This is a genomic window from Flavobacterium defluvii (assembly GCF_900129555.1).
GTDB lineage: Bacteria > Bacteroidota > Bacteroidia > Flavobacteriales > Flavobacteriaceae > Flavobacterium > Flavobacterium defluvii.
Window position 1 is genome coordinate 317,739 of the sequence record NZ_FQWC01000004.1, and the last position, 12,293, is coordinate 330,031.

The 12,293-nt window shown below is 28.7% G+C and carries 11 protein-coding genes and 1 pseudogene; all 12 read right to left on the minus strand.

Translation table 11 applies throughout. The annotated features are described in order from the left end of the window. Positions 1 to 56 precede the first annotated feature (56 nt). The 12 genes and pseudogenes from BUC29_RS11845 to BUC29_RS11900 all read right to left on the minus strand — a co-directional run bounded on the left by BUC29_RS11845 (position 57) and on the right by BUC29_RS11900 (position 12,267). Complete coding sequence (locus BUC29_RS11845; RefSeq protein WP_073416376.1) at positions 57 to 797, minus strand: glycosyltransferase family 2 protein; 741 nt, start codon at positions 795 to 797, stop codon at positions 57 to 59. Continuing rightward, the gene (locus BUC29_RS11850; protein WP_073416377.1) at positions 790 to 1,689 is read right to left on the minus strand and encodes a glycosyltransferase family 2 protein; all 900 of its coding nucleotides are present in this window, start codon (positions 1,687 to 1,689) and stop codon (positions 790 to 792) included. Before BUC29_RS11850 ends, BUC29_RS11845 begins: the two co-directional genes overlap by 8 nt. Continuing rightward, a complete protein-coding gene (locus BUC29_RS11855) occupies positions 1,686 to 2,837 on the minus strand; it encodes a glycosyltransferase family 4 protein (protein WP_073416378.1) in 1,152 nt (383 codons plus the stop codon). Before BUC29_RS11855 ends, BUC29_RS11850 begins: the two co-directional genes overlap by 4 nt. Then, positions 2,816 to 3,709: an NAD-dependent epimerase/dehydratase family protein gene (locus BUC29_RS11860; protein ID WP_073416379.1), complete on the minus strand. Its 894-nt coding sequence runs from the start codon at positions 3,707 to 3,709 to the stop codon at positions 2,816 to 2,818. Before BUC29_RS11860 ends, BUC29_RS11855 begins: the two co-directional genes overlap by 22 nt. Next, positions 3,706 to 4,344, minus strand: a complete 639-nt coding sequence (locus BUC29_RS21715) for an acyltransferase (RefSeq protein WP_084538633.1) — start codon at positions 4,342 to 4,344, stop codon at positions 3,706 to 3,708. Before BUC29_RS21715 ends, BUC29_RS11860 begins: the two co-directional genes overlap by 4 nt. Next, positions 4,341 to 5,519: a glycosyltransferase family 4 protein gene (locus tag BUC29_RS11870; RefSeq protein ID WP_073416380.1), complete on the minus strand. Its 1,179-nt coding sequence runs from the start codon at positions 5,517 to 5,519 to the stop codon at positions 4,341 to 4,343. Before BUC29_RS11870 ends, BUC29_RS21715 begins: the two co-directional genes overlap by 4 nt. Beyond that, entirely contained in the window at positions 5,520 to 6,320 is an 801-nt protein-coding gene (locus BUC29_RS11875; protein WP_084538634.1) for a TylF/MycF/NovP-related O-methyltransferase, read from the minus strand. Between the two features lie 15 nt (positions 6,321 to 6,335). Further along, a complete protein-coding gene (locus BUC29_RS11880; protein ID WP_084538635.1) occupies positions 6,336 to 7,289 on the minus strand; it encodes a hypothetical protein in 954 nt (317 codons plus the stop codon). Between the two features lie 8 nt (positions 7,290 to 7,297). Further along, positions 7,298 to 7,441, minus strand: a pseudogene (locus tag BUC29_RS21845) (DapH/DapD/GlmU-related protein); the annotation flags it as partial. Between the two features lie 463 nt (positions 7,442 to 7,904). After that, positions 7,905 to 9,191, minus strand: a complete 1,287-nt coding sequence (locus BUC29_RS11890) for an ABC transporter ATP-binding protein (RefSeq protein ID WP_073416381.1) — start codon at positions 9,189 to 9,191, stop codon at positions 7,905 to 7,907. 77 nt (positions 9,192 to 9,268) lie between these two features. Then, a complete protein-coding gene (locus tag BUC29_RS11895) occupies positions 9,269 to 10,135 on the minus strand; it encodes an ABC transporter permease (protein WP_073416382.1) in 867 nt (288 codons plus the stop codon). 164 nt (positions 10,136 to 10,299) lie between these two features. After that, the gene (locus BUC29_RS11900; RefSeq protein ID WP_073416383.1) at positions 10,300 to 12,267 is read right to left on the minus strand and encodes a polysaccharide biosynthesis protein; all 1,968 of its coding nucleotides are present in this window, start codon (positions 12,265 to 12,267) and stop codon (positions 10,300 to 10,302) included. Between the last annotated feature and the right edge of the window lie 26 nt (positions 12,268 to 12,293).

A 12,293-nucleotide genomic window follows, 5' to 3' on the forward strand; every position in this document is an offset into this window, starting at 1 on the left:
TTATTATTTCTTGTTTAACCCTAAACTTATACCTTATTTTTAGTACAAAACTCTGCTTATATTTTTAAAATTATCTTTACTACTTTGTAAAGAACTCTTAAATTGGTTCCATAATATTTAAAAAAATAAAACGGAAATGCTAAAAACTGAACTTTTAATCGTTCTTTGTGTGCATTATATTTTGTTTCTCCGTTGCTAGTCAATCCATTTAAATCATATATAGCAAATGGAATATTGAAATGAATAAAATTATTTTTCTTTTTAAATAAAGAAAAATGCATTTTCCAGTCAGAAATATATTTGATTTTTTCATCAAAAAAATTATTCTCAAAAACCGAAGCATGATATATTACCGCCTGCTGACATATTGTATTTGTAAATGCAAATTTTTCATCTACTTTTAATGGATATTCAATCTTTTTTCTAGCCCCATTATCATATTCTAAATATATGGGAGCATAATACACTGCTTTTTCATTTAAATTGAAAATAACCTTTTTAAGTATTTCCTGATCGTCTAACAATATATCGCCACTATTTAAAAACAATATATATTCTCCTTTCGCTTTTAAAATACCTTTATTCATAGCATTATAAATACCTGAATCAGGTTCACTTATCCAATAATCTAAATTTTGAGCCTGAGACTGCAGATATTCCCTACCACCATCATTAGATCCTCCATCTATTACAATATATTCAAACTCTGTGTTAATCTGATTAGCAACACTTTCAATGGTTTTTTTTAAACCTTCTCTATTATTGTAATTAATTGTAATGATTGATAATTTAGACATTAGAATCAAATTTAAATTCTTGTTTTATTCTATCAAAACTAATCACTCGAGGGCAGCTAAAATATAATTCTTTCTTTTTAGAAATCATGGCATAAAAAATCACATCTATAATTCTTTTTAAGAAACTAAAATGTATTTTTTTTACTAAATTATTATGCCTTTTTATTTTCTTTACTAAATTCCTTTCGTTTTCCGGAATATTATTTTCCACTTCCCATTTTATTTTACTTCTTGCTTCTTCTAAATATTCATTATGGAAATTTAATGACAATTGCTCTTTTGATCTCATTCTGAAACCAGCTAATAAAGCACCAGTAACAAATAATTTTTCATATCTAAAGAAACGGAGCCACAATTCTAAATCACTGGCATATTTCATATCTGTTGCCAATTTTGCACCAGAAACCTCCCATAACGAGCGTCTCCAGAAAACAGATTCCTGTTGAATCCATTTAAAATTTCCTAAATAGTAATCTAATTTAGACCATCTCTTTATTTTATTAACCGCAACTGTTCTTCCTTTTTGATCAAAAATTGACGGAATTCCCTGAAGCCAGTTTACCCCTTCAAGATTAAATATTTCAGCTACTGTAAAGAAAGCTTTTGGGTGATATAAGTCATCTGAATTTATCCAGGCCATAATTTCGCCGGAAGATTTATCAAATCCTTTTTGAATTGCATCATACAATCCTTTGTCTGGTTCACTTATCCAATACACTAATTGACTTTCATATTTTTTAATTATATCAACTGAACTGTCTGTACTCCCTCCGTCAATAATAATATATTCTAAGTTTGGATAATTTTGAGACAAAACCGATTTAATAGTTTCCTCAAGATATTCAGCCCCATTAAAATTTGGTGTTACAATTGATATTTTTGGGTAGTTCATTTTGTAATATGTAATATTGCTTTCATAAATTTTTCTCCAAACAAATGTCGTTTTTCATTATAATTAAATTCAGGTTTCTTTACAGAATTTTCGATAAAATAAATTATTCGGTTCATCAATTCATCATCGTCTTGAGGATTAAAATAATATCCTTGATTTTCTAGTTGTTCTACATGCACACTTAATGATGATGCAATAACATTTTGATTCATCGCTTTTGCATCTTCAATTACACTGCTCCAGCCTTCAAATAAAGAAGGTTGTATAACGGCTAACGCATTATTCATAAAGCATAATTGCTCGCTTCTGTCTATAAATCCTAGGAATTTGATAAATTTTTCTAATTTATTATCTATTACAAATTGCTTGATATCGTTAAAATATTCAGGATTTCTATGATCAAATTCTTTTCCTGAAAAAAGTATCTGGAAATTAAAATCATAGAGATCTCTCATTTTTTTAATCGCTTTTAAAACGACAATATGGTTTTTGTGTTTCCAAAATTGATTTGGAGAGAAAAAATAAGGGATATCATCTAATTGATATTTCTTTAAAAGATCTTCAATTTTAATATTAAAATAGTTTGGATGAAAAACACAAAAATTTACAACATATTTATTGGTCTCAGCAGCTGGGTATAATTTTTCAAAATCCATACAAGCGTCATTACTGCTAAATAAAATATGATCGTTTACAGATAGGATTTCTTGCTGCTTTTTTTTTCTAAAATCTAAATATTCTTTAGAAAAAAAATGAGGCATATAAATTTCCTGAAAATCTGGAATCCAGTATAAATGCTTTTTTATTGAATTTGGAATTTCAATTTCACTTGGATGAAATAGTACATCAATACCACAATTTATTTTTTTTGCACCTCTTTTTTTCTTTATTATTAACTCAATGAGTTTACTAAAACATCTTTCAGCGAAAGATGTTTTTTTATAAAGCACTTTATAGGTAATAAAAGGATAATCCAATTCTTTTATAGAATTAAAAGAAATGCTATTATTACTTAAAATAACCAAATGTGGTTTCTGTTCCTCTGGTAATAACTTTAGAGATTGTATAAGATTTTGATAATAATAAGTTCCTCCAATCCAGTTTTCATCGTAAGAATAAACTATTCCTATTTTAATTCTTTTGCCCACGCTGCGTATTTTTTTATACCTTGATCTAATCCTACTGATTTTTGAAAACCCATATCTATAATTTTTGAAATATCGGCTACCCAATTATTTGGGTCTCCAATTTTTACTTCTCCATTAAAAATGATTTTTTTATCTGCAGAAAATTCTTTTATAAAAATAGCAGCAGCTTCAGCGATAGTGCTTTCAACATTACTCGCAACATTATAAATAGAGCCTTTAAAAGGAGATTTATCAATCACTAATTCTATAATTTTTATTAAATCATCAATGTATATAAAATCTCTGGTTTCGCTGCCAGTTCCAAAAAGAGGAACCTCATCGCTTTTGATCGCTTTTTGATACAGATCCCAGAATAATTGTTTTTTCAATCCCGGGCCATAAGCAGAAAAAACACGTAAACTACAAGTACTTAATCCAAAAAAATTATGATATTCAGTCAATAAAAGTTCACTTTGTAATTTATGAAAACCGTATGGAGAAAGTGGTTTGCATGAACTGTTTTCTGTTATGGGCAATATCTGCGGATTACCATAAACTGCGGCGCTAGAAAAATTAATAAACTTACAATTACTATTATAATCTCTAATTGCTACTAATATTTTCTGAACATTTACAACGTTTAACTCAAAATCCTGTGAAGGTTTTTCAAAAGAAAAACCAACATGTGCAGAACCTGATGCATTGATACAAACATCAAATTGATTTTCTTGAAAAGGTTTTGAAAAATTAGAATTTTGACGGTCTAATTTGTAAAAATTCACATCTTCAGAATCATTAACATCAGCCTGAAAAATTTCATGCCCTCTTGATTTAAAATAATTTACACAGTGGCTTCCAATAAATCCATTAGAGCCTATAATTAATATTTTCATTGGTTTCTATTATATTCCGGAAGATATTTTACTACAACTGCAGGATTTCCGGCAACAACTGTCCAAGGTTCTACATTTTTTGTTACTACACTTTTTGCTCCAACTACTGCACCTTCACCTATTTTTACTCCTTTTAAAATTGTAACATCAAAACCAATCCATACTTTGGATTCAATAATTATCGGAGCATCTGCAACAATTGACCAATTCTTATTTGTGACATTATTGCCATTGCAATTTACATAATCGTCATAGCATTGATGATTATCATTTTTTCTTTCTTCCCAGTAAATACTATGTGAGTTATGGTCATAAATAGTAATTCCCCAGGCCATTGTAACATCGTCGTGTACTTCTATACGATTTCGACTAATAAAAGTAACACCTCCTAAATGAACATTATTACCTATAATTACTTCTCCTTTTTCTGATTCAAAGATAAAATTGGCATTTATAATTCCTTTTTCTCCTATCGTTATATATTTTCGGTTTTCAATTTTTCCCGGAACATCAAAACGAATATTTGAATTTTTCATAAAAGTAGAATCTTCCTTTGTGAAATAATTTTTATATTTCACAAGAGAGGTTTCTATGACTTTCTTTTTTTTTAAAATATTCAAAACTCTGCGAATCATTTAAATTTCTTTTTTAAATATCGATAAACTCTAAAGCTGAAAGCAACAATTTTATTACTTTGATATTTTTGTTCTATTTGAAAAAGGGTAAGTCTTTTGGCTTTATGTGTTTTTTTTAAGTTTTTCCAATCTTTATATAAATCAAAATATTTTTCTGCCTGTATCTTTATATTAAATTCTTCTTCAACTTTTTGCAGGGCATTTTTACTTAAATCAAACAAAAAATCTCTGTCATTATTAAGAATTTCAATTTTGTCTGTCATGCCATTTATGTCGTGTAAATCTACTACATATCCTATCTCTGGAGTAATTACTTTTTTTATTCCTTCGCTAAAATTATAAACTATAGGAACACAGCCAACACTCATAGACTCAAGTAAGGAAACCGGAAGACCGTCGTGGGATGATGGTAAAATATAAAGATCTTGAGTTTTTAAAACTTCCAAAACATCTGCATCCGTTTTTGGGGTTTCAAAGCGAAAATTTGAAAAACTTCTTACTTCATTTTTAAAATTTTCTTTTTCTTCTCCATCTCCTAAGATAGTCCAGTTAACTTCAATATTTTTCTCTAGAAGTTTTTGATTTATAATGGGAAGATCATAAATACCTTTTAATTTCACGTGTCTGGCCAGAAATACTAAATTTAATTTTTGGCTTTTATCTTTTCTTTCTTTTTTAAATTTTTGAACTTTTACACCATGCTGAATAAAATGGATATCATTAATTCTTTTAGGAAGCATGGTTTTTATATTTTCATAGATTTCAGCATTATGAGCTATAAAAACATCTATTAGATAACTGTATTTTTCTATTAAATGCAAAAATCCTTTATCGTGACAAATAAAATAAATCGTTTTATTAGATTTATGAAAATAACTCATAGCTAGCAATTCCTGAGGCAGATTTGCAATAAGAGCTCCTTTTTTATTCGAAATATGATTATTTAATCTTTTTGCCAAATCATATTCGCGTTCATGCTCGAACTTAAAAATAAGATCATTTTCCCCTAGTGTAACATCTTCGAGCCTTTTAGCTTCCCAATGCAGAGGATCTAAGTAAATACATTTAATATCAAAATAATCATCAGGTTTATTAGCTATCATATTTCTATGAAAACTTGAACCGCCTCCCATTAAATTCTGACTAATTACAATTAATTCAGGTTTAAAATCCATTTATTTTTTTATTATAATACCCTGACCTGTAGGCAATGAAAGTATACTTTGTCCTTTTTCTAATGCAAATAAATCAAAAGCTTTCTTTTGTTCGATATGCAATGGGAATCCATAATCATCTAATATTATAACTCCTCCGGTTACTATTTTATCCCAAAAATAATTTGCTGCTGCTATCTCTGGTTCAACACAGTTCATATCTATAGAAAGATAGCTTATTTTTTCAGCATCACATTCTTTTAATGTATCAGGAACAATCCCTTTAATAATTTTAACATTGAAATTCGAAAAAGTTGTAACTACCCTATCATAAACATTTTCGTAATGGCCATTTAGATACACTTCAATTCCTGCTTGCTTTTCAGCTTCTGTGATCATTGCAGGAACTAATCCCTCATATGTATCTAACAAATAAAATTTTTTATTTGTTTTTTGAAAATCAATATATTCAATTATTGCTCTTGAATATGCTCCTGTATTTACTCCACACTCTACAAAATCACCTTCCAGATTTTTAACAAGATCTGCAAACCAACAAACAATATATGTTCGCCATTGTAGCGTAAATCCATCCCAAGGTTTTGTATCTACAGCAGTTTGATAAGCTTTGGCAAATCGAGGTTCTGTTATAAAATCACAATTATTACTTGTTGTTAAACTATCGGTATCATAAGTAATTGGACCTAAATAATGATTTGATTTTAAATCTCTTTTTAATCTTGATTCTATACTATTGATTCTATTATGATTTTTTAAAAACCATTTTAACTTATCTATTTGTCTCTTGATTTTATTTATCATTGATAGATTTTTTCCTTAAATTGAATTAATAATTTCTATTCTATTAGTTTTTGTATTATAGATTTCTTTTCCTAGCAATGTATCCATTTTCTGAAAATCTGAAAATTGTTCTCCATCAATATTTCTACTTAATGAAAACTGAGATTTGACATATCCGTCTTCACATGATATTTTCTTTAAATCTTTCATTTTATCATTTCTGATAAAATATGCATTATTTCCCTGTGAATTGCAACCAATAAAACTGTAATCTTTTTGTTCTGCTAAATCACATAAAGACTTGAGTGAAGTCCCCCAATAATAAATATTTTCTTTTTTGTCCCATACAAAATCCTCTTGATAAGGTATTGTCCATGGATTCAAACCGAATTCTGCATTATATTCTGAAATAACAATAACGGGCTTAATATCATCTAAACATTTCCATATCCAATAATCATTACCATCAATATCAATACTAAGCAATCCAAGTTCTTTATCAAAATTTCTTGATTTTATCAATTCATTAATATTATCTTTTGTAATAAAAGAGGCTATTGACTGAAGATCAAAACTTGAACTAACTACATCATTTTTTATATAAGTTATATTTCTTTGTTCACCGTCAATTACCAAACCTTTCCATTTATTATTAAATAATAAAAATCTGGTGTTTGATTCGATATATTTTTCAACTCCAAACTCGACAAATGTCTTATTCTCTATATCTAGATTATTTACCAACCATTGAATTATTCCATCATCACCAAATTGAGAAAAAACCTGAAATTCAACTTCTGTAAGGCTAGCTATTATCTTTTTTTGTGAATTAAAACTTGATTGAATTTGTCCTAAATTAACTTTAGGACTTTTGTAACTATATAAATCCTTTTCATAGTTATCTTTTATTTTTTGAACTTCAGAATAAATAGAGTTAACTTTTTGAATTGATTTTATAATCTGATAATATTTTCTTGTAATTAAATTCATGTTGTATATTTTATTATTTGCATTGGATTTCCAGCACAAACAGCATATTCTGGAACATCTTTAGTAATAATTGTATTTGCCGCAATTATTGCCCCTTTCCCAATTTTAACCCCTTTCATTATTGTAGAATTAAAACCAATCCAAACATCATCTTCTATGATTATCTCTTTTTCATTAAGGTCAGATTCCTTCTTTAAACCGAAGGCAGTGATATATTTAAAATCTTCATGACGCAATTTCGAATCCAAAGGATGGGAATTATTGTCATGTATATTTACATTATGTGATATTAATACTCTATTGCCTATACTTATTTTTTTTGCAGACCAAATTTTTGTTCTTTCTCCAATAAAAGAATAATCTCCAATAATAATCTCCCCACCATGTCCAAATATTAGAAGTTCTCCTCTAATATCACAGTTATTTCCTAAAACAATTTTAGTTCGATCTCCGAGGTTATTGTGTATACCAGCTTCATTAAATATTCTAGTATTTTCTCCTATCAAAGCATTATCATTATTAAATTTGCTTAAAAGATTCTGCTCTTTTGATTTTAGAATTGCATGATTCTTTTCATGCATTCTGAAAAAAAAATTATTTAATATTGACTTTATTTTATTCATTATCCAAGATTTTCCATTTAGAATCTAAAATAACATTTCCATAATCAATACCTTCAAATTTCGAAAACATTGTACCGGTATCATGTATTTTTATTGGACATGCATTCTCTATTATGTCATGTGTTTTTACATTATGTTCGTATAAAGCAAAAATAAAATTGTAGTGGTTCGGCGCAATAATATCATTGGGTAAAGTAACTTCAACGTTAAAATTATCTTTTGAGTTATCTGTAATAATATCACTTAAATTATTCATAAATGTACAAACTCTAACATTGAATTTGTCTTGAAGCCCAATACCTAAAACTACATTTTTGATGTCTTCCTTAATTGTGACTGTCAATCTGATTTTTATTTTTTCATTAAACCCAAAAAAATCGGTGATTTGGTTTTTAAAATTAATTGTTTCAATTTTTGTGAAGAATATTTTTTTATTCTTTAAAGATTCTATATTTGGAATATATGAATTGACTGTAGATTCATTCGTACTTGGAATCAAATATTTTTCAATAACATCTGCAACTGCACCATATTCAACAATACCGCCTTTATCCATAAGCATCCCTTTATTACATAACGTTGCTACAGATCCTAATTGATGGCTTACAAATAATATTGTTCTTCCTTCTCCTTTAGAAATATCCTGCATCTTACCAATTGCTTTTTTCTGAAAATCAGCATCGCCAACTGCCAAAACCTCATCGACAACTAATATTTCAGGTTCCAAAAAAGCAGCCACAGCAAAAGCCAATCTTACCGTCATTCCAGAACTATATCTTTTTACCGGAGTATCTATATATCGTTCGCAGCCCGAAAAATCAATAATCTCATCAAGCTTTGAGGTAATTTCTCTTTTAGTCATTCCTAAAATAGCTCCATTAAGATAAATATTTTCTCTCCCTGTCATTTCACCATTAAATCCTGTACCAACTTCTAGAAGAGATGCAATACGTCCACGTGATTTAATAGTTCCTGTAGTTGGAGCTGTTACTTTAGATAAAATTTTCAAAAGGGTTGATTTACCAGCTCCATTTTTACCAATAATTCCTAAAACTTCGCCGCGCTCAACTTCAAAATTAATATCCTGCAAAGCCCACACATAATCTGAACTCCCTTTTGTTGAACGATCGTTCGTATCACCAATTTTTAAATAGGGATTTTCCTTTCCCCTTATTTTATACCACCAACGATTTACATCATGGCTAATTGTACCGCTGCCTACTTCACCTAAACGATATTGCTTAGAAACATTTTCGGCTTTTAAAATAATATCTTTCAAACTACTACTAAGTTTAGAAAATTACAAATCATAAAGAATGTTGTTTTTTTTATTAATTTCCGGATTTTGTTGCTGAACTAAACAGTGTCTATGAAACTTTTTTCTGCGCTATTAAAAATCAGCAATCCAATAAAAAAAACTGCGATTGTTAAAATGAAAGTATACATTAAACCTGGTACAGAAATTTGCCCAAAGTTTAAAAGCATGTATCTTGAGGTTTCTATTATATATGCTAAAGGGTTATATTCTACAATCCACCCATAAGATGGGAGTTTACTTTTAATCAACTCCATTGGGTACATAACCGCCGATAAATACATCAATAATTGTATTCCGAAAGTAATCAAATAACTAAAATCCCGGTATTTTGTTACCATTGATGAAATAATCATTCCTAATCCTAATCCCAAAAGTCCCATAACAGCTATTAGCAATGGAAAAAATAAAATAGAAGGATTCAGTATCAAATTGTATCCGTTAAAATAATAAAATATATAAAATGCAATAAAAATCAAAAACTGAATTCCAAATTTCACCAAATTAGAGATGACTACAGAAAGTGGTGTAATAATTCTTGGAAAATAAACTTTCCCAAATATATTGGCATTTGTTTTAAATGTATCAGCAGTGCCGGTTAAACAAGCTGCAAAATAATTCCAAACTGTAATTCCAGCCAAATTAAATAAGAAAGAGGGAATTCCGTTTGTTTTGATTCCAGCAACGCTATTAAAGATTATTGTAAAAATTACTGAAGTAAATAAAGGCTGAATTAAGTACCAAAGTGGCCCTAGGACAGTTTGCTTATATACAGTAATGATATCTCTTTTTACAAAAAGAAATAGTAAATCTCTATACTGCCAAATTTCTTTTAAATTAAGTGAAAAAAAATTACTCTTTGGTTTTATTTCAAATAACCAGTCATTTGACGAATTAGTATTGTTCATTCTATTATTAATTAAATTTGAATTGCAAATTATTTTTATCAATTCAAAACTGCTTTAAATTTTAAATTAACAGGATTTTTACTCCTTTCCATTTTGTTTAAAATGCAAAAAAGGCGTTTAAAAAACACCTTTTTTGATATACCTTTTTTTAATTTATTTCAGAGCTATTTGTCAAGAACTTCAAACGCAGAGTTCATACTTTTAAATTCCGGAACAATTTTTTTCATTTTTGCTACTATGTCTTCATTATCATAAAAATCTGCAATACCTATTAGCTCATCGATATCGGTATGCAGGTTTTCATATTCATCTTGAATTTCCTGAGCAATCATAATCTTATTGTGATAGGTTGGCAATGTTTTAGAAGTATCATTTAATAATTCTTCATATAATTTTTCACCTGGTCTCAATCCCACAATTTTTATTTTAATTTCTTTATCTGGGATAAATCCTGCAAGTTTAATCATTTTTTTAGCTAAATCAATAATTTTTACAGGTTTACCCATATCAAAAATATAGATCTCGCCACCATTACCCATTGCTCCGGCTTCTAACACCAACTGGCAAGCCTCAGGAATAGTCATAAAATATCTTATAATATCCTGATGGGTAATTGTTACTGGTCCACCTTCGGCAATTTGTTTTGTAAATAAAGGAACAACTGAACCATTGGATCCTAAAACGTTTCCAAAACGAGTGGTGATAAACTTAGTTATTCCTAATTCGTTTTCTTTTTGATTTTTCAAAAATAATGACTGAACATATTTTTCAGCAATTCGTTTACTGGCCCCCATTACATTACTAGGGTTCACAGCTTTATCCGTAGAAACCATAACAAACTTTTTAACATGATATTTACATGATAAATCGGCTAAATTTTTAGTTCCTTTTATATTTGTTAATATAGCCTGTGATGGATTTTCTTCCATCAGAGGTACATGTTTGTATGCCGCAGCATGAAATACAACATGCGGATTATAGTTTTTAAATACTTTTTCTAATGCTTTTTTACTTTTTACATCAGCAATAACAGCCACAATTTTTGCAGTTGTGTTCATGCTTAAAGTCTCCAAACATAAATTGTGTAAAGGAGTTTCTGCATGATCAAGAATAATTACTGTCTTTGGATTAAAACCAAGAACTTGTCTCACGATTTCACTGCCAATGGAACCTGCAGCTCCAGTAATAAGAATCGTTTTATCTTTTAATTGTTTAGAAATTGATTTGCTATCTAAAACAATAGGTTTTCTTTCTAACAAATCTTCAATCTGGATATTTTTTACCTTTTGAGAAATCTCTTTTTGATTCTCCCAATCTGATATTAAAGGAACTGTATAAACCCTGTAATTGAATTCAAGACATTGATCAACAATTATTAATTGCTCATCTTTTGTCAAGCTCTTATCTGCAATAATAACACCTTCTGCAGCAACAGAACGCATCAAAGCAGGGAGTTTCTTTCTTAAAATCAAAATAGGAAGATCCAGCATTCTCTTGGATGCATTTTGATTATTTTTATCTACAAAACCAACAATTTTGAATCGAGACGGAGTTTCAAATTTTAATGCGTTTGCTACAGAAATCGCATTTGCATCTGTTCCATAGATTACTGTTCTAATAAGTTTTGAATTTGTTTTTTCTGAAAAATACAACTCAAAAGTTTGTTTAACCACTACCCTATATAGAAATAACCCACAAAATGATAAAACTAAATTGATAAATAATGCCGTATTTAAAAAAGCTTTTTGTCCTGTATATAATTCGTAAACTAAGTTTACGAACAAAAAGAATACTAAAACTGACATTTGTGAGAACAATAACTTAATCGCATCTATATATGATGAATGCCTTATAATTCCTGAATATGTTCTAAAAAGCCAGAAAAAGAAAACATTAACAACTATTAAACTCGTAACAAAATAAAAATCATGAGAAATAATGATATATCCTAATGCTGTTCCTTCAAACAGCATATAAGTAAATGTAAATGAAAAAATAAGCACCATTACATCTATGGCAACAATAATCCACCTTGGCAAGTAACTAAGGTTATTAATATGTGCTCTCAAATTCCTTGGTGAGAAAGAATTATACAATATGGATGCTATTTTGGTTGATTTATCTGTATCCAATTTGGTTTTATTTTAATTCTGCAAAC